This window comes from Amycolatopsis sp. NPDC028719 (assembly GCF_055565395.1).
On sequence record NZ_JBVHUL010000007.1, the window covers coordinates 37,004 to 54,075 of the forward strand.

Genomic DNA, 17,072 nt, shown 5'->3' on the forward strand with positions numbered 1-17,072 from the left:
TCGCGCTCACCGGGCCCGGCAGGTCCTGAGGTAGCTGAGGAACGAGGCCTGCAGGCCGGTCACGTGCGTTTCGCTCAGGACCGCGCTGGTGACGGTGTCGCCGCGTGAGATCAGGCGGTGCAGGACGGTGGCCGTGTTCTTCGCGAGGTTCTGGTAGATGGCCAGGTCGCCGAGCAGCTCTTGTTCGTTGAGGGTCACGTGGAGCTGGGCGGCCTGCTGCCGGTCACCCATCTCCTGGAGCTGGGCGAAGATCCGGCTGTCTTCACCGGTGACGCCGGGGCTGCCCGCTCCGACGCTCTCGAAGAGCGTGCTGCCGGTGAGCCAGGTGTAGAGGCTGAAAAGTCCGCCGTAGGAGTAACCGAAGAGGCCGTGGCCGCTCGTGGCGGTGCCGTAGTCGCGTTCGATCCGCGGGTGCAGTTCCGCGGTGAGGAACTCCAGGAACGCATCGGCGTGGGTGTCGCGCAGTTCGGCGAGGTAGGCGTCGGCTTCCTCGCGGGTCCTCGCGCCCGCTTGCACTCCCAGCTCCACGGCATCGATGAGCTCCTGGGCGACGGGCTCGCCGGGGGGCACGAGGTCCCGGTTGCGCAGCCGGTCCCAGTGCTGCGCCTCCTCGCCCGCGTAGCCGACGCTGACCTGGATGTAGGGCCGGATCCGCTGCATGGGGTCGAGCTGGGTGACGATGAGCGGAGCCGTCATGCCCACGGCCCAGTTGCCGTCGAGCACGTACACGGCGGGCGCTGGTGTCGTGGCGGGGTCGTAGCCGGGTGGGGTGGTGACCCAGACGCCGTAGTCGTGCCCGCCGCCCGAGCGCATTTCGAAGTAGTCGGTGTCGGCGAGGCAGCCCTGCCACATGGTGCTCATCGGAGGTCCTTCACAACTCGGCCGGCCTTGAGAACGAGGACGGCGTTGGCGGGGTCGGCGAAGAGTTTCGGATCTTCGAGCGGGTTGCCGTTCCAGAGCACGAGGTCGGCCTGCATGCCGGGAGCGATGAGCCCGACCTCGCCGGACAGGCCCAGGATCTCGGCGTTGGTCTTGGTGGCCGCCACGAGTGCTTCCATCGGCGTCTCGAGTTCTGCGCGCAGCTCGAGTTCTTCGCCTCGGCGGTCCTGAGCCGGGCCGATGAGATCGGAACCCAGCCCGATCCGCACTCCGGCCTCCTTGGCGACGGCGAGCGCCTCGGTCATCCGCTCACGAACGCCCTGCACCCGCTCGCGGGTCGTCTCGCCGAGGCCGGCTCCGGCGGTGTCGTGCAGCAGTTGCTCGACGACGGCGAACGTCGGCACCAGGGCGACGTCGCGAGTGGCCATCAGGGTGGCCGTGGACTCGTCGAGGCCGGTGCCGTGTTCGACACAGCGCGCCCCGGCCTCGATCGCGTTGCGGATGCCTTCGCTGTTGTGGGCGTGCACCGTCACGTAGGTGCCGCGTGCTGTGGCTTCCTGCACGGCGACGGCGATCTCTTCCACGGTGAACTGGGTGTCGGTCAGCCGATCGTGCGCGCCGACCACGCCGCCGGTCACGCAGAGCTTCAGGAAGGAGGCTCCGCGACGGAAGGCCTCGCGCACGTTGCTTCGCAGCTCGTCCGCGTTGCCCGCCATCATGGACAGGGCGCACAGGCCGGGTACGTGATGGCTGCTCCACAGCTCGGTCGGTTCCCACTCGGCGCCGTAGTAGCCGTGCCCGCCGGTCTGGCACTGGACCGGTCCGCACGACAGGACGCGGGGCCCCCTGACCTTGCCCTTGGCGATCGTGGTGACGACGCCGCCGTCGATCCCGCCGGTGTCCCGGACGGTGGTGAAGCCGGCGTCGAGCGTCGCGCCGGCCGTGGCGAAGATGTCCGCCGCGAGCTCCGCGGCGCTGATCCGGAACGAGAACTGCGGCTGGATCGGGCTCGACAGTCCCCAGTGGACGTGAGCGTCGATCAGGCCGGGCGTCATCGTCAGGCCGCCGGCGTCGAGGCGTTCGCCGGGTGCGCTGGAGGCACCCAGCTGGGCGATACGCCCGTCTTCGACGGTGACGGTGACGTCGACGGGGTCACGACCCGACCCGTCGGCGACCGCCGCGCCGGCTATCTGAAAAGGTCCCACAAGCCATGTCCTCCACCGTCGTTCTTTTCCAATGGATAAACTGTGGGAGTGATCCTGTCAAGCACGGAACGCACCGGCGACGCGCGCGAGCGTCTCCTGGCCCGGCTCCTCGACGCCTTCGACGAGGCCCTTCCCGCACCGGAGGTGTCCCTCCGGGAGGTCGCCGCCCGGGCCGGGACCAGCCACGCCCTCTTGCGCTACCACTTCGGGTCGCTTCCGGGCGTCCTGGCGGCCATGCTCAAGGCGCAGCGATCCCGGGACAACGAGGCGCTTTACGAGGTGGCCCGGCAAGGCACCTTCGACGACCTCGTCGTGGCGATCTGGCGGACGTACACGCGCCCGGAGCAGCTGTCGCGGGTCCGTGGCTTCTTCCACGTCGTGGGTCTGGCCGCGTACCGCCCGGAGAACTTCCGCGAGTTCATCGATTCGCTCGACGACCTGACCAAGATCCTGGCCTCGCTCGCGGAACGCGAAGGGCGCGGCGCCGAGGAGGCGCTGACCACGGCCTCCGTCACCATCGCCGCGATTCGCGGCCTGCTCCTGCAGGAGGTTTTGACTCCGGCGGCCCACTCGGAGGACGCGGTCGCCTTGATCCTGCGCATGAGCAAGGGCTGATTCACGGAATCGTCACCACGCACCGGCAGGCACCGGCCGCGTGGCTGACCCGGACCGGATCGGCCGGCGAGAACTCCCCGTGTTCCCCGTCCTCGAAAGCGATCCCGATGATGTCGGGCGAAGGCGGGTCGAGCACCGTTGCGCGCCGGACCCGGCGGCGGCCGTTCGCCGGGTCCGGCGCGCCGAACACCAGTACCCGGTCGCCCGGGGTGAAGTGGCTCCAGTAACTGCTTTCTGTAGTGCTCCAGGCGGCCGTGAACGCCTGCCGAACCACCGTGAAGTCCGCGCCCAGCGCCACCGCCAGCCGCAGCAGGACCGACTTCGGCGGGGGAGCGGCCGGAGGGCCGGTCTCCTCCGGCGTGACCCACGACCGCAGGTACCGCGCGGGAATTCCCGCACTCTCGGCGATCGCCTGGACCGTCCACCCGGGACGGAAGCACGCGAAGAGCTCGGCGACGCGCGACTCGGGGTCCGCACTCATGTGATCGTCGCCCAGAAGCCGGCCAGGACCGCGGCGCCGCGAGCCGGGTCTTCGGTCATCCACCAGTGGCCCAGGCCTTCGAGGACCGCCACCGGCGCACCCGCGCGGCCGGCGGCTCGCCGGCGTTGCTCTTCGGTGCCGACGACCTGGTCCGCCGTGGCCAGGATCGCCAGCCCCGGCCGCTGCGCCGCGCGCTCCAGGTCCAGCCCGAGCCCGCGGGAGCCCGGATCGGCGGCGGAGCGGTACAGCGCGAGGACCGCCCGCCCCATCGCCGCGTCCTGCCCGGCCGCGACGCGAGCCGCGACCGGCCGGCTCATTCCCCGCTGTACCAACACTTCTGCGCGCTCCTCGGCCGTACCGCCGAACCGCGCCGCGACGTCGGCTTCGCCGACCCCCGGTGCTTGCCACCGGCGCGCCAGGTCGTGCCACCGGTAGCCGGGGTCGTAGGTCCCGAGCACGTCGCTGACCCAGCTGCGGACGAGGTCCGGGCGGCTCAGCACCAGGTTCACGACGTGGCCGCCGCCGCAGTCGTGCCCCACCAGGTCGACCGGCTCGCCCAGCGCCGTGAGCTCCTCGGCGAGCCAGTCCCGGTAGTCCGCCTGGGTGGCGCCGAACCCGGCGGGCAGCGGCGCGCCGAAGCCGGGCGGGGACAGGCAGATCAGGTCGGACCGGGTGGCCGCGAGCTCGGCCAGCAGCGGCTCCCAGACCGCCGCCGTCTCCGGATTGCCGTGGACGAAGACCGCGGGCATCAGACGGCGACCGGTGTGGTCGGCTGCAGGACCGCTTCCAGCAGCGCTTCGCTGCGCAGGTGGGCGGCCGCTTGGTACTCGGGGTCGCGGATCATGGCGGCGAACGCCCGCCGGTCCGGGTAGCGGACCAGCACCACCATGTCCCAGGCCTGCCCGTCCTCGGCGACCAGTGCTCGCCCGCCGTCGCCCAGGTACTCCACGCTCAGGCCGTAGCGGGCGTTGATCGACCGGCCGAGGGCCTCCGCGTAGCGCTGGTAGCTCTCCCGGCCGCCGTCCGGGCGGAAGCGCAGCAGGTTGAGCATCACCACCGGGCCGCCCGGGTCGTCGGCCAGCAGGGCGTCGAGTGCGCGGTCGTCGATTTCGATCATCGGAACCTCCTGGATTCGGTACTCGCTCGTCAGCGTACACATACTTGTTGGTCGACACGCAAGTTACTTTGCTAGACTGCGGCGCATGGCCGCCACCCGTCGCACCCAGCAGGAACGTCGAGACCAAGCCGAAGCCGCGCTGCTGGCGGCCGCCGCCGAACTGGTCGTCGAGCAGGGGGTTCGTTCGCTGACGCTGGCGCGAGTCGGGCAACGTGCCGGCTACAGCCGCGGCATCGTCACCCATCATTTCGGCGGTAAGCAGGCGCTGGTGGAGCGGCTCGCGCGGGCGACGCAGGCCGGGTTCGTGCCGGGCCTCGACGATCTGCCACCCGGGCTCGACCGCCTCCTGCGGCTGGTCGACGGTTACCTCGGCGAACTGGCCCGCATCGGCGTGTTCAACCAGGCCTTCCTGCTGCTGTGGGCCGAGGCCGCCACGCAACCCGACTTGGCCGCGATCTTCCGCGAGCGCGACGACGCTTTCCGCGCCGAGCTGCGTGCCGACGTCGAGGCCGGTATCGCGGAGGGTGTGCTCGACCCCGGTCTGAGGCCGGACGACGTCGCGATCGCGATCGTCGGGCAGCTGCGCGGGATCGCCCTGCAGCGGCTGCTGGACCCGCGTGGTGTCGACGTCGAGGGGATGCGCGGGAGTGTCACCGGCTACTGGCGCCGGGCGCTCGCTCCGGCATAGCCGCTTGCGCCTCGACAGGGGGCCACCTTGACCGATGTCAGGAACCTGACATACAGTGACGGTTGTCAGGAACCTGACATGAACAGAAGGAGCAGCGCCATGCCCGCCACCGGCCCCGACTTCATCTCGCTCCAAGCGCGCGACCTCGCCGCTTCGCAGGCGTTCTACGAGCAGTACCTGGGCCTCGTCCGCTCGCCGGCCGGACCTCCGCACGCCGTGGTCTTCGAGACGAAGCCGATCACGTTCGCACTCCGCGACATCGTTCCCGGCACGGATCTGGCCTCCGTAGCCCAGCCGGGCATCGGCGCCGCGATCTGGCTCCACGCGACCGACGTCCAGGCCATCCACGACGCGCTCGCCGCCGACGGCCACACGATCGTCGCCGCGCCGATCGACGGCCCTTTTGGCCGGACCTTCACGTTCGCCGACCCCGACGGCTACCACGTCACGCTCCACGACCGCACCTGACAGCCGAACGCCGCCGGACGTCGCCGAGGAGGAGATCGGGGGAGGGCTGGTCCGGCGACAGGGTCAGGCTTCGTACAGTCCGGCCGCGGTCACGGTGAGGTGCCGTACCAGCGATTCGGCCGCGGTGTTCGCCGACGTGGTCGTGGCCGGGGAGGGGTGATCCGATCGTCGGCGCCGACTCGGCGACAGGGTCAGGTTTCGCGTAGTCCGGCCGCGGTCAGAGTCAAATGCCGCACCAGTGCCTCGGCCGCGGCGTCGGGATCACGTGCCAATGCCGTTTCCTCCAGCCGGCGGTGTTCGCCGATGTGGTCGCGCCCTGGATTGCGGTGTGCCGACCAGCGGCGGGCCAGCTCGCTCGCCGTCCACATCCGGTCGAACGTCTCCAGCAGGAGGGGGTTGCCGCACCCCTCCAGCAGTGTGCGGTGGAACACCCGGTGGGCTTCCGACCAGGCGGCGCTGTAGTAAGCGCCCTCCTCCTGCTTGAACGGCGGCGTGCGGGCCAGCCGGTGGTGGGCGGCCCGGACGCGGGCTTCCCAGTCGAGGTCGCCGCGCTCGATGGAGGTGCGCAGCAGGACCGGTTCGAGGGTTCGGCGGGCGTCCATGACCTCCTGCCACCGGCGGTCGGAGAAAGCCGGGACGGCGAAGCCGCGGTTGGGCAGCCGGTCGGCGAGGCCGTCGCCGACCAGGCGCACGAGCGCTTCGCGCACGACAGCCAGGCTCACGCCCTGCCGGCCGGCGAGGTCCTGGGGTTTGAGCGCCTCGCCGGGCTTGTGGTCGCCGCGCATGATCGCGTCCTTCAGGTGCGCGTAGACCTGCTCGGAAAGCATCTGTTTCCCCGATGAGGGGGAGGGGTGGGCGGTCCCTGGCATGGCTACAGCATAGACGATCGGACAGATAATCGATTATCCGTGTTATGGTCGATCGGTAAGCGACGGAGCGGCCGGAGCCGCCTCCGTGGATCGGCTTGGAAGGAAGCACGCGATGAGCGCCAACGACCCGTTCGCCCGCCTCCCGGAGGCGGCGGCCTTCGCGGTCACCAGCAGCACCGTCACCGACGGCGCCGCTTTGCCACCCGCACAGTTCTCCGGCATCTTCGGCGTCCCCGGCGGCAAGGACCTCTCCCCGCAGCTGTCCTGGAGCGGCGCCCCGGACGGCACCAAGAGCTACGCCGTCACCGTCTACGACCCCGACGCCCCCACCGGGTCCGGGTTCTGGCACTGGGCGGTCGCCGGCATCCCCGCCACCGTCACCGAACTGCCCGAGGGCGCCGGCGACGACACCGGCTCGGGCCTGCCCGAGGGCGCCTTCCAGCTGCCCAACGACGCCCGCGCGACCCGCTTCCTCGGCGCCGCCCCGCCGGCCGGGCACGGCCCGCACCGCTACTTCGTCGTGGTGCACGCCCTCGACGTCGAGTCGGTCGACGTCCCGCCCGACGCCACCCCGGCCTTCCTCGGCTTCACGATGTCCTCGCACACCCTCGGCCGCGCCGTCCTGATCGCCACGGCGGAAACGCCGGGGCCCGACGAAAACCGGGACCGCATCGAGGTTTCCCGGCTCATCCCCGCCTCCGCCGACGCCGTCTTCGCGGTCCTGACCGACCCGAAGGGTCACGTGGACATCGACGCGTCGGGAATGCTCATCGACGCCGAAGGACAACCGGTGAAGCAGCCCGGCGACCGGTTCCTCGTCCACATGGACCGGGAGGCCCTCGGCGACGTTCCCCTGGGCAAGTACGACGTCGAAGTGGTCATCACCACGCTCGTCCCGGACGAGGAGATCGCCTGGACCGTCGAAGGCCGCGTCCGGCCCCATGCCCGGCACCTCTACGGCTACCGGCTGGAACCGGCCGAGGGTGGCACCCTGGTCACGTCGTACTACGACTGGTCGGAAATCGGCGAGGAGTGGAAGCGGCGCCTCGTCTTCCCGGTGGTTCCCGAGTCCGCATTGAAGGCCACGCTCGGAATCCTCGAGCGCACCGTCCGCCGGCGAGCCGCCGCCTGACCCTCAGGCCGGGGTGATCGGCCCGGTCAGGCAGTGCTGCACGAGGGCGCCGAACGTGGTGACCACCTCGTCGACGGACGCGGACGCGATCGGTTCGATCTGCGCGATGTACCGGGCCACCGCGAGACCCAGGAGCTGGACGTCGACCATGCCCGCCCGCCGCCTCGCGTCCGGGGTGCCGAGCAGCGCCGCGAGCCGGCCGGTGATCTCGCGGTCGATGAACTCGCGCAGGAGCGCCGCGGACCGGGGGTCGGCGGGAGCCGACCGGGTCAAGGTCACCAGCGGCAGGTGGTCGGACTTGTCGAGGTTCTCCACGAGCGTCCGGACGATGCGCTCGCCGAGGGTGGCGAGGTCGCCGGCGAAGATCGCCTCGAGGGCCGGCGGGACGTCGCCGGACATGTCGGTCACGGCGCCGAACAGGCCCTGTTTGGTGCCGAAGAAGTAGAAGACCATCGCCGGGTCGACGCCCGCCGCGGTGGCGATCGCGCGCACGGTCGTGCTGCCGTAGCCGTGCTCGTGGAACAGCTCGCGGGCGACCCGCAGGATCCGCTGCTTGCTCTCCGCGCCGGACCGCCAGCGTCCGGGGCGGCTGCTGTTGTCGTGCTCTGTCATGACCCCCGAAGCTTAACACCCTTTCTTCATCGGCCGGTGGAGTTTTGCCCGAACTCGCCGTACGGTGTTCTTCATCAGGCGATGAAGAATGGGGATGGTGACATGCGGGTGGTGGTGGCCGGCGCCGGCTTGGGCGGGTTGACCCTCGCGCACGGGTTGCGCCGGGAGGGGATCGACGTCGCGGTGTACGAGCGGGACACCGCGACGGGACGTCCGCAGGGGGTCAGCCTGCACGTCGACGAGCGCGGCGCGTCGGCGCTGCGTGCGTGCCTGCCTCCGGCGCACGTCGCGATGGTGGAGGCCACGACGGGAGGTCCACGCGAACAGACGCTGACACTGTCCGATGTGGACGGAGAGCTCGCCGTCACGGGTGCGCTGCCCTCCGACGGCACGGCGGGGCGGGCCCGGCCCGGCCGGCAGGTCCACCGGCCGCTGCTGAAGGCGGTGCTGCTGACGGACCTGGCCGACGTGGTCCGGTTCGGCGCCGAGTTCACGCGGTTCGAGCGGCGCGCCGACGGCACGGTCCGGGTGTGGTTCGCCGACGGCCGCACGGACACCGCCGACGTGCTGGTCGGCGCGGACGGGATCGGGTCGGCCGTGCGCCGCCGGTACCTGCCCGATCTGCGGGTGGTGGACTCGGGACGCCGGATGATCATGGGCGCCACCCCGCTGCGTGCCGTGCTCGGCACGGGGCTGCCCGGCCTGATCGGCGACAGCCCCGCCGCCGCCCACGTGCGGGACACGATGATGGTGCTGGGTGTCCTGCGGTTCACCGAACCACCCTCGACCGCGCGGCAGCGGTGGTTGCCGGCCCTGCGCCGGAGCGCGGTCGACGGGATCGAGGACTACGTCATGTGGGCGTTGCCCGTCACGCGGGAGCAACTCGGCCGGGCCGAGCCGTGGCACCGGGCGGGGGAGCTGACCGCGGCCCTGCCCGCCGCCCTGCGATCGGTCGTCGCCGAGGCGTGGCCGGACCGCACCGTCGCGCTGCGCATCGGGCACATCCCGCCGATCCCGGCCTGGTCCGCCGGTCCGGTGACGGTGCTCGGCGACGCCGTCCACCTGGCCCCGGGGTTCGGGGGCAACCTGGCGATGCAGGACGCGCACCGGCTCTGCGAGGCACTGGCCGGGGCGTACCGCGGCCGGCTCGGCCTGCTCGACGCGATCGGCGCCTACGAGGACACGATGCGCCGCACCGGTTTTCCTGCTGCCGGCGCGAAGGCGGGCGTATGAGCCTCGGCCTGGTGACGCAGAAGTCGCTGTCGTTGTTCAGCGCGGCCGGTGGCTGGCGCACGGTCGCCGAAGGCGTCGCGTCGCGGGCGCTGTTCCTCGTCGCGTACCTGGTGACCGGGCAGGTGCTGACGTCCGCGCTGGTCGCGGTCGGCGGCGTGGTGGTGCTGGCCGTGGTGCGGCTGTGCACCGGCGGCAAGGTCTGGCAGCCGGCGGTCGGGGTGCTCGTGGTCGCGGCGTCCGCGGTGCTGGCCGGAACCACCGGCAACGCGGCCGACTTCTACCTGTCCGCCGTCGTGGTGCAGGCGGTGGGCGGCGCGCTGTTCCTGGTTTCGCTGCTGGTGCGCTGGCCGGTCATCGGCGTGGTGCTGGGCACCGTGCGCGGCGAAGGCGTCGCTTGGCGACGCGATCGCCGGCAGCGGCGCCGGTATGCCGTGTGCACGGCGGTGTTCCTGGCGAAGTTCGCCCTCGCCACGGCCGTGCTGGTGCCGCTGTACTCGGCCGGGACGGTGCTCCCGCTCGGCATCGCCGCCACGGTGCTGGGAGGTGCCCCCGCCGCCGGTGTTTGCGTCTACGTGTGCTGGCGGATCCTGCGCGAAGACCCGGGGACGGCCCCATAGCGCCGGGCGAAAGGAACCCCAGCCGGTGGCCGGCTGGGGTTCCTGGGCGGGAGGGGTGCTCAGCGCTGCAGCGTCAGCACTCCCGGCCGCCACGGCAGCTGGTCGTACGGTCCGCTCGCGCTGGGGTTCTTGCCCTGGTAGAGGAACTGCAGGTTGCACGGATCGATGGTCTTGGTCTGGTCGGGGTTGGTGCGGACCAGGTCACCGTGGCTGATGTCGTTGGTCCACGAGGCGCCGCTGTTGGCCTTGCCGGCGAAGGGGTTGCTTTCGCTGGCGGCCTGCGGGGTCCACGACCCGCTCAGGCTGCTGGAGGTGAACGAGCGGAAGTAGCGCCCGTTCGCGCCCATCGCCTCGACGATCATCAGGTACTGGTTCTGGCCCTGCACCTTGTAGACCTCGACGGCTTCGAAGAGGTTGGCCTGCGTGTCGCTCATGATCGTCGTGTAGTTCGAGCCGAAGCTGCCCGGGAAGTTCCCGATCGGCATGCTCGCCCGGTAGATCTTTCCGTTGTCCCCGGCGAAGAACAGGTACATGTTCGAGCCGTCGGCGATCAGCGTCTGGTCGATCGGGCCGGTGCCGGAGCCGGAGATGCTGCCGGTGAACAGCGGCTGCGGCGAGGACCAGCCGTTGGGGTTGGTGGGGTCGCTCGAGGTGCGGTAGATGAACGGCCAGGCACCCCACTGGTACGCCAGCACCCAGATGTTCTTCGGCGCGAAGTAGAACAGCGTCGGCGCCACCGTGCCCTGGTTCATCCCGTTCTGGCCGGCCGAAGCCATGTCGGACCAGTTCGTGAAGGGGGTGAAGGCCATCGAGCCGTACGACGATCCCGCGACGTTCGACGCGTAGACGAGGTGCTTGCCGTTGTAGACGACGTTGGTGAAGTCCTTGAGGGAGACCCACCCGTTCTTCGGCTGTGCCAGCACCCCCGTCGACGACCAGCGGTAGGACGAGGGAAGGGAGCAGCCGCTGCCGCCGCCGGTCGTGGTGGTGGTCGTCGGGGTGGTGCCCGACAGGCCCGTCCACTTCTGGTTGCTGCCGCCGTTGCACGTCCAGATCGCCACGGCGGTGCCGTTGGCCGTGCCGGCCCCGGTGACGTCCAGGCAGAGCCCGGACTGCACCCCGACGATGGTGCCGTCGGAGTTCACCCGCCACTGCTGGTTGGCTCCGCCGTGACACGTCCAGGTCTGCACCCGGGTACCGGCGGTGGTCGCGCTGCCGGGCACGTCCAGGCACTTGCCGCCGAACACCGTCAGCAGGCCCGCGTCGGTCAGCGTCCACTGCTGGCCCGCGCCGCCCGAGCAGTCGTAGATCTGCAGAGCGGCACCGTCGGCCTGGCTGGCGTTCGCCACGTCCAGGCACCGGCCCGATCCGACGCCGTGCAGGGCGCCGGTGACGTCGGCCAGGGCCGTGGGGGTCCCGAGGGTCACCCCCGCCACCACCGTCGTCGCGGCGGCGAGCACGCCGATCAGGGATCTGATGGTTCCTCTTTTCATGACAACCTTTTCCCAGCCTGCTTCAGGCCCGCTTCCGAGCCGACTGTTATCGCTAACATGGGTTGCGCCAGCCTGGACTTCCGGGCGGAGGGTTGTCAATCGACGCGCCCGGGCACCAGAGTGCGGGGACACCGCGCCGGGTGGTCTTGGCACCTCACGGCCACGGTCCCGGATTCACGACGAGAGCCGGGCCGTGAAAGTTACACGAACGCGGACGCGCCTAGTGGCCACCCTCGAGCCGGTATTCCGCGTGCACCAGCTCGAGGAGCTCGGTCACCGAGGTGTCCGAGGATCTCCGGTCGAAGGTGATCTCGCCGTGCTGCAACAGGTTGACCCGGTCGCAGACGTCCATCACCTGCCCGTAGTTGTGCGCGATGAGGACGATCGCGATGTCGCCGCGCTGCTTCAGCTCCCGCAGCAGGCGCAGGATCACCGTGCTTTCCTTGGCGCCCATCGCGGCGAGCGGCTCGTCGAGCAGCAGCAGCTTCGCCTTCGAGTACACCGACCGGGCCACCGCGATCGCCTGCCGCTGGCCGCCGGAGAGCATGCCCACTTCGGCGGTCACGGACGGGATGCTGATGCCGATCGAGTCCAGCGCCTCGCGGGCGCGGCGCTTCATCTCGCGGCGCCGCAGGAACGGCAGCGGGCGGTGGGTCAGCTCGCGGTTCAGGTGCAGGTTCAGGTACACCGGCAGGTCGTTGATCATCGCCAGGTCCTGGAACACCGTCTCGATGCCCAGCGACCTCGCGTGCACCACGGACTTCAGCGTCGTCGGCTCGCCCTCGAACACGATGCTTCCGCCGTCCGGCTGGTGGTAGCCGGTGAGGATCTTGATCAGCGTCGACTTGCCGGCGCCGTTGTCCCCGATGAGCCCGAGGATCTCGCCTCGCCGCACGTGCAGGGTGATGTCGGCGAGCGCCGTCACGGGGCCGAACTTCTTGCTGATGCCCTCGACCCGGATGATCTCGCCGGCCGGCTCTTCGCTCATGTCCGCTCCCGGGATCCGACGCGCTTGCGCACCACGATCAGCGTCACGTTCAGCACCATGGCGCCGAGGATGGCGGCGCCGAGCACGACGTTGAACGCGTTCGCGCTGACGCCGGTCAGGTTGAACCCGTCGAACACGATGCCCAGCAGCAGTGCGCCGAGGAACGCGCCGACCACCGTGCCGGAGCCGCCGAGCAGCGCCGTGCCGCCGATCACGGCCGCCGCCACCGCGAAGAACATCGTGGTGAACCCGCCGTTGGTCGGGTCGTACGAGCCGACCCGCGTGCCCTGCAGGATGCCGGCGAGCCCGGCCAGGGTGCTGGTGATCGCGAAGTTGACCACCTTCACCCGGTTGACCGGGATGCCGGACTCCGCGGCACCGACCGGGTTCCCGCCGGTGGCCTGGGTGTGGATGCCGAACCGGGTCGCCGAAAGCACCACCTGCATGACGACGACCACGCCGAGGGCCCACAGGAACTCGGTCCAGCGCGCCCCGCCGAACACCTCGAGCACCCCGCTGTCCTTCGGCGTGCCGACCGGACGGGCGTTCGAAATGATCAGCACCAGGCCCTGCAACAGGAAAGCCATGCCCAGCGTGGTGATGAACGACGGGATCCCCAGCACGGTCCGGATCAGCCCGTTCGCCACGCCGACCAGCGTGCTCACCGCGACCGCGCCGAGCAGCGCGAGCCACAGCGGCCACCCGTTGACGAAGAACTGCATCATCGTGAACGGGGCGAGGGTGAACACGAAGCCGGCGGAGAGGTCGATCTCACCGCAGATCAGCAGCATCACCTGCCCCGCGGCGATGATCGACCACGGTGCCACGTACTGGGCGATCGTCTGGTAGTTGTCCAGGGAGTTGAACGCTCCGCTCGTCACCGTGAAGTAGATCCCCGCGGCGATCGTGACCAGCAGGATGCTCAGTTCCTTGACCTGCATCACGCCGAGCAGCGCCGGTTTCGACGGCATCGCCCCGCCTACCGGCTCAGCACGGACGGCGGGGGCAGGGGGATCGAGCCCGGCATCGCGAGCACGTCCTTGTTGTCGCCGCCTTCGAACCGGCTGCGGGCCGTCGCGTACGGGCCGACGTTCTCCTTGGTGACGAACGTGAGGCCGGTGTCGGTGACCGGCGGCGCGACCAGCGTCCCGGACAGCCGGAACAGGTACAGGTAAAGCACCGACAGGAAACCCTGCAGGTAAGGGGACTGGTCGATGGTGAAGTCGAGCGCGCCGTCCTTGACCCCGGTGACCGTGTCGTCGAGCAGGTCGAACCCGCCGCTGCCGAGCTTGCCCGACAGCTTGCGGTCGGCGATCAGCTTCGCGCACGCGGCGGTGCTGCCGGCGTCGACCGCGTAAATCCCTTTGGCCGCGGTGTTCCCGGTGTACGCGGCGGTCATCGCGTTGAGCTCCCCGGCCTGCTCGGCCCCGGTGTTCACCGACTGGACGCGCACGCCGGGTGCGGCCTGCTTGAGCGCGTCGGTGATGCCGTCCAGCCGCGGCTGGACGTTGTTGCCCCCGGGCTGGGAGATGCCGACCAGGATGTCGCCGGAGGTGACCCTCTGCGCGATGCGCTGCCCCATCCGGAACCCGGACAGGTACAGGTCCTGGCCGACGTAGGCGAGCGGGTAGTTGCCGGCGGCGCTCGCGTTGTACGCGATCACCGGGATACCCGCGCCCAGCGCGCGTTTGGTGAGGTCGACGAACGCGTTGTCGTCGGTCAGCGCGACCGCGATCCCGTCGGCCTTGCCGGTGATCGCGGTTTCCATGGCACTTGCCATCTGCGCGACGTTGCCGTTCTCCGAGCCGGTCCACTGGGGCTCGGGCACGCCGAGCAACGCGGCGGCGTCGGCGAGCCCGCTTCGGGTCGGGACGAAGAAGGAGTTCGTGGTGACGTGGTTGACGAACACGAACCGCCACTGCGGGGTGCTCGGGAACGGCCCGGACTTGCCGCCGTTCTGCGCCTCCTGGACGCCGGTGCACGCCGCGAGCAGGGCGCTCGCGGCCACCGTCCCGCCACCCATGCCCAGGTACTTCAGTGCGGTTCTTCGGGAAGTGGAGCCGGTCTCAGCCGTCATGGTGTCCCCGCGTTCGTCTCAGTGGACCGGAGCGGAACTGCCGTAGACCGTAGCAGACGTATGATGTCTCGACCAGCTCTTCCCGGGAGATCGCCGGACTTCTGGACAATCCGAGGGTCGAGGCGTACCTATACGTATGTTGTCTGTCCCTTGTGTTCGCGTGAGAGGTGGCGACCTTGCCCGAGGTGATCAGCGCGATCGAAGCCGTGGACGTGCGTTTCCCGACTTCGCTGAGCCTGGACGGGTCCGACGCGATGAACCCGGAACCCGACTATTCCGCCGCGTACGTCACCATCCGCACGAGCGCGGGGGACGAGGGGTACGGCCTCGCGTTCACCGTCGGGCGCGGCAACGACGTGCAGGTCGCCGCCGTCCGGGCGCTGGTGCCCCTGGTCGCGGGCATGCCGGTGGACGACGCCCTCGCCGATCTCGGCGGCTTTTCGCGCCGGCTGACCGGCGACAGCCAGCTCCGGTGGCTGGGCCCCGACAAGGGCGCGATCCACATGGCCGCGGCGGCGATCGTCAACGCCGTGTGGGACCTGCGGGCGCGCCGCGAAGGCAAGCCGGTCTGGCGGCTGCTCGCCGAACTGCCGCCGGCGGAACTGGTCGACCTGATCGACTTCCGGTACCTCCAGGAAGCGCTTACCCGGGACGAAGCGCTGGACATCCTCCGGCGAGCCGAACCGGGCCGCGCGGCTCGCCAGGCCGAGCTGCTCGCGTCGGGCTATCCCGCCTACACCACCACTCCCGGCTGGCTCGGCTATTCGCCGGAGAAGCTGGCGGCGCTCGCGGCGGAGGCGGTCGCCGACGGGTTCACCCAGATCAAGCTCAAGGTCGGGGCCGATCTCGGCGAGGACGTCCGGCGCCTGCGGCTGGCGCGCGAGGTCGTCGGCCCGGACGTGCGGATCGCCATCGACGCCAACCAGGCGTGGGGGGTCGGCCAGGCCATCGCCTGGCTGCGGCCGCTGGCGGAGTTCGACCCGTACTGGATCGAGGAGCCGACCTCGCCCGACGACGTGCTCGGCCACGCCGCGATCCGCCGGGCGGTGGCGCCGATCAAGGTGGCCACCGGGGAGCACACGCACAACACGGTGATGTTCAAGCAGCTCCTGCAGGCGGAGGCGATCGACATCCTCCAGCTCGACGCGAGCCGGGTCGCCGGGGTCACCGAGAACATCGCGATCCTGTTGCTGGCCGCGAAGTTCGGCGTGCCGGTGTGCCCGCACGCCGGCGGGGTCGGGCTCTGCGAAATGGTGCAGCACCTGGCCATGTTCGACTTCGTCGCGGTGAGCGGCACCCGTCACGACCGGGTCATCGAGTACGTGGACCACCTGCACGAGCACTTCGTCGACCCGGTGCGGGTCGAGCGGGGGAGGTACCTGGCGCCGGACCGGCCCGGCCTCGGCGCCCGCCTGCACACCGAGTCCGTGGCGCGCTACCGGTACCCCGACGGTCCGGCCTGGCACGAAGAAACGGTGGTGGTCGCGTGACCATCCGCCCGCGAATCCTTTCGCAGCCTGTCAACGAGGAGAGGTCATGAAGATCCGCTACCTGTGCGCGGCCGCCGTCGTCGCAGCCGGTGTGCTCGCCGGCTGCAGTGGCGGCGGGGGCACCGCCGCCTCCGGGGGAACCGTCGTGGGCGTCGACTACCCGCGCTCCGACACCGACTTCTGGAACGCCTACATCAAGTACGTGCCCCAGCTGGCCGGCCAGCTCGGCCTGGAGCTCAAGACCACGAACTCGCAGAACGACGTCGCCACCCTGACCGCCAACGTGCAGACGATGATCAGCCAGGGCGTCAAGGGGGTCGTGATGGCGCCGCAGGACACCGCGGCGATCATCCCTACCCTGCAGCAGCTGGCCGGGAAGAAGATCCCGGTCGTGTCCGTCGACACCCGGCCCGACCAGGGCACCGTCTACATGGTGGTGCGGGCGGACAACCGCGCCTACGGCGAAAAGGCGTGCCGGTTCCTCGGCACGAAGCTCGGCGGCCAGGGGAAGGTCGTGATGCTGCAGGGCGACCTCGCGTCGATCAACGGGCGGGACCGCACCGAAGCCTTCAACGACTGCATGAAGCAGAACTTCCCCGGGATCACGGTCTTCGGCGAAGCCACGAACTGGGACGCCAACACCGCGGCCCAGAAGCTGCAGACCCGGCTGACCGCGAACCCGGACATCAAGGGTGTCTACATGCAGTCCAGCTTCGCCCTGTCGGGGACGCTGCAGCTGCTGAAGCAACGGAACCTGCTCGTGCCGGCGGCCGACCCCGAGCACGTGTTCATCGTGTCCAACGACGGCATCCCCGAGGAGCTCGGCAAGATCCGGGCGGGGGAGATGGACGCGACCGTTTCCCAGCCCGCCGACCTGTTCGCCAAGTACGCGCTGCAGTACGTCAAGGACGCGATCGCGGGCAAGACGCCGGCACCGGGCAAGACCGACCACGACAGCACGATCGTCGCGGTCCGCGACGGCCTGATGGAGGACCAGCTGGCGGCGCCCCTGGTCACCGCGGACGGGGCGAGCTTCGGGCCGGTCGCGAGCGTCAAGGTCGACGACAAGTCCCTGTGGGGCAACGCCAAGAGCTGAGCGGATCGCTGC

General features: G+C 70.5%; 19 protein-coding genes. 8 read left to right on the plus strand and 11 right to left on the minus strand.

Translation table 11 applies throughout. The features are described 5' to 3' along the window. Nucleotides 1-6: 6 nt before the first annotated feature. On the minus strand, nt 7-861 hold the full coding sequence (locus tag ACZ4TR_RS30790; protein WP_465290800.1) for an alpha/beta hydrolase: 855 nt from the start codon (nt 859-861) through the stop codon (nt 7-9). Then, nucleotides 858-2,084 carry a metal-dependent hydrolase family protein gene (locus tag ACZ4TR_RS30795; protein ID WP_465290802.1) on the minus strand — a complete coding sequence of 409 codons (1,227 nt, stop codon included), beginning with the start codon at nt 2,082-2,084 and terminating at the stop codon, nt 858-860. The genes ACZ4TR_RS30790 and ACZ4TR_RS30795 overlap by 4 nt, the downstream gene beginning before the upstream one ends. Before the next feature lie 48 nt (nt 2,085-2,132). Between ACZ4TR_RS30795 and ACZ4TR_RS30800 the strand changes: the two genes are divergently transcribed. Then, nucleotides 2,133-2,699: a TetR/AcrR family transcriptional regulator gene (locus ACZ4TR_RS30800; protein ID WP_465290804.1), complete on the plus strand. Its 567-nt coding sequence runs from the start codon at nt 2,133-2,135 to the stop codon at nt 2,697-2,699. Between the two features lies 1 nt (nt 2,700). On the opposite strand, the gene ACZ4TR_RS30805 is transcribed toward ACZ4TR_RS30800, so the two are convergent. Genes ACZ4TR_RS30805 through ACZ4TR_RS30815 form a run of 3 tightly spaced genes read right to left on the minus strand, consistent with a single transcriptional unit; the run spans nt 2,701 to nt 4,297 of the window. Beyond that, entirely contained in the window at nt 2,701-3,180 is a 480-nt protein-coding gene (locus ACZ4TR_RS30805) for a hypothetical protein (RefSeq protein ID WP_465290806.1), read from the minus strand. Next, nucleotides 3,177-3,929 (minus strand): alpha/beta fold hydrolase, encoded by a 753-nt coding sequence (locus ACZ4TR_RS30810; protein WP_465290808.1) that lies wholly within the window; start codon nt 3,927-3,929, stop codon nt 3,177-3,179. Before ACZ4TR_RS30810 ends, ACZ4TR_RS30805 begins: the two co-directional genes overlap by 4 nt. After that, the gene (locus ACZ4TR_RS30815) at nt 3,929-4,297 is read right to left on the minus strand and encodes a DUF1330 domain-containing protein (RefSeq protein WP_465290810.1); all 369 of its coding nucleotides are present in this window, start codon (nt 4,295-4,297) and stop codon (nt 3,929-3,931) included. Before ACZ4TR_RS30815 ends, ACZ4TR_RS30810 begins: the two co-directional genes overlap by 1 nt. A gap of 85 nt (nt 4,298-4,382) precedes the next feature. Here ACZ4TR_RS30815 and ACZ4TR_RS30820 point away from each other — a divergent pair, with 85 nt between their 5' ends. After that, nucleotides 4,383-4,985, plus strand: a complete 603-nt coding sequence (locus ACZ4TR_RS30820) for a TetR/AcrR family transcriptional regulator (protein ID WP_465290812.1) — start codon at nt 4,383-4,385, stop codon at nt 4,983-4,985. A gap of 99 nt (nt 4,986-5,084) precedes the next feature. Further along, nucleotides 5,085-5,453 carry a VOC family protein gene (locus tag ACZ4TR_RS30825; RefSeq protein ID WP_465290814.1) on the plus strand — a complete coding sequence of 123 codons (369 nt, stop codon included), beginning with the start codon at nt 5,085-5,087 and terminating at the stop codon, nt 5,451-5,453. Nucleotides 5,454-5,644: 191 nt separating this feature from the next. Here the strand turns inward: ACZ4TR_RS30825 and ACZ4TR_RS30830 are convergent, their stop codons facing one another. Then, nucleotides 5,645-6,280, minus strand: a complete 636-nt coding sequence (locus ACZ4TR_RS30830; RefSeq protein WP_465290816.1) for a GntR family transcriptional regulator — start codon at nt 6,278-6,280, stop codon at nt 5,645-5,647. 154 nt (nt 6,281-6,434) lie between these two features. Between ACZ4TR_RS30830 and ACZ4TR_RS30835 the strand changes: the two genes are divergently transcribed. Then, nucleotides 6,435-7,454: a YbhB/YbcL family Raf kinase inhibitor-like protein gene (locus ACZ4TR_RS30835; protein ID WP_465290817.1), complete on the plus strand. Its 1,020-nt coding sequence runs from the start codon at nt 6,435-6,437 to the stop codon at nt 7,452-7,454. A 3-nt stretch (nt 7,455-7,457) separates the two neighbouring features. Here ACZ4TR_RS30835 and ACZ4TR_RS30840 read toward each other — a convergent pair whose 3' ends face one another. After that, nucleotides 7,458-8,066, minus strand: a complete 609-nt coding sequence (locus ACZ4TR_RS30840) for a TetR/AcrR family transcriptional regulator (protein WP_465290819.1) — start codon at nt 8,064-8,066, stop codon at nt 7,458-7,460. Between the two features lie 102 nt (nt 8,067-8,168). On the opposite strand from ACZ4TR_RS30840, the gene ACZ4TR_RS30845 reads away from it, so the two are divergent. Together ACZ4TR_RS30845 and ACZ4TR_RS30850 are read left to right on the plus strand one after the other, a co-directional pair. Beyond that, nucleotides 8,169-9,299, plus strand: coding sequence for an FAD-dependent oxidoreductase (locus ACZ4TR_RS30845; RefSeq protein WP_465290821.1), 1,131 nt, complete (start codon nt 8,169-8,171; stop codon nt 9,297-9,299). After that, a complete protein-coding gene (locus tag ACZ4TR_RS30850) occupies nt 9,296-9,916 on the plus strand; it encodes a DUF3159 domain-containing protein (RefSeq protein WP_465290823.1) in 621 nt (206 codons plus the stop codon). The genes ACZ4TR_RS30845 and ACZ4TR_RS30850 overlap by 4 nt, the downstream gene beginning before the upstream one ends. Nucleotides 9,917-9,975: 59 nt before the next feature. On the opposite strand, the gene ACZ4TR_RS30855 is transcribed toward ACZ4TR_RS30850, so the two are convergent. The 4 genes from ACZ4TR_RS30855 to ACZ4TR_RS30870 form a co-directional block, all read right to left on the minus strand. Continuing rightward, nucleotides 9,976-11,409: a non-reducing end alpha-L-arabinofuranosidase family hydrolase gene (locus tag ACZ4TR_RS30855; RefSeq protein WP_364526922.1), complete on the minus strand. Its 1,434-nt coding sequence runs from the start codon at nt 11,407-11,409 to the stop codon at nt 9,976-9,978. A 220-nt stretch (nt 11,410-11,629) separates the two neighbouring features. Continuing rightward, the gene (locus ACZ4TR_RS30860; RefSeq protein WP_465290825.1) at nt 11,630-12,397 is read right to left on the minus strand and encodes an ATP-binding cassette domain-containing protein; all 768 of its coding nucleotides are present in this window, start codon (nt 12,395-12,397) and stop codon (nt 11,630-11,632) included. Next, entirely contained in the window at nt 12,394-13,368 is a 975-nt protein-coding gene (locus tag ACZ4TR_RS30865; protein ID WP_364526918.1) for an ABC transporter permease, read from the minus strand. Before ACZ4TR_RS30865 ends, ACZ4TR_RS30860 begins: the two co-directional genes overlap by 4 nt. Nucleotides 13,369-13,376: 8 nt before the next feature. Then, complete coding sequence (locus tag ACZ4TR_RS30870) at nt 13,377-14,474, minus strand: substrate-binding domain-containing protein (protein WP_465290827.1); 1,098 nt, start codon at nt 14,472-14,474, stop codon at nt 13,377-13,379. Between the two features lie 167 nt (nt 14,475-14,641). Here ACZ4TR_RS30870 and ACZ4TR_RS30875 point away from each other — a divergent pair, with 167 nt between their 5' ends. Together ACZ4TR_RS30875 and ACZ4TR_RS30880 are read left to right on the plus strand one after the other, a co-directional pair. Further along, complete coding sequence (locus ACZ4TR_RS30875; RefSeq protein WP_465290829.1) at nt 14,642-15,964, plus strand: enolase C-terminal domain-like protein; 1,323 nt, start codon at nt 14,642-14,644, stop codon at nt 15,962-15,964. Between the two features lie 46 nt (nt 15,965-16,010). Beyond that, nucleotides 16,011-17,060, plus strand: coding sequence for a sugar ABC transporter substrate-binding protein (locus ACZ4TR_RS30880; RefSeq protein WP_465290831.1), 1,050 nt, complete (start codon nt 16,011-16,013; stop codon nt 17,058-17,060). Nucleotides 17,061-17,072: the final 12 nt, after the last annotated feature.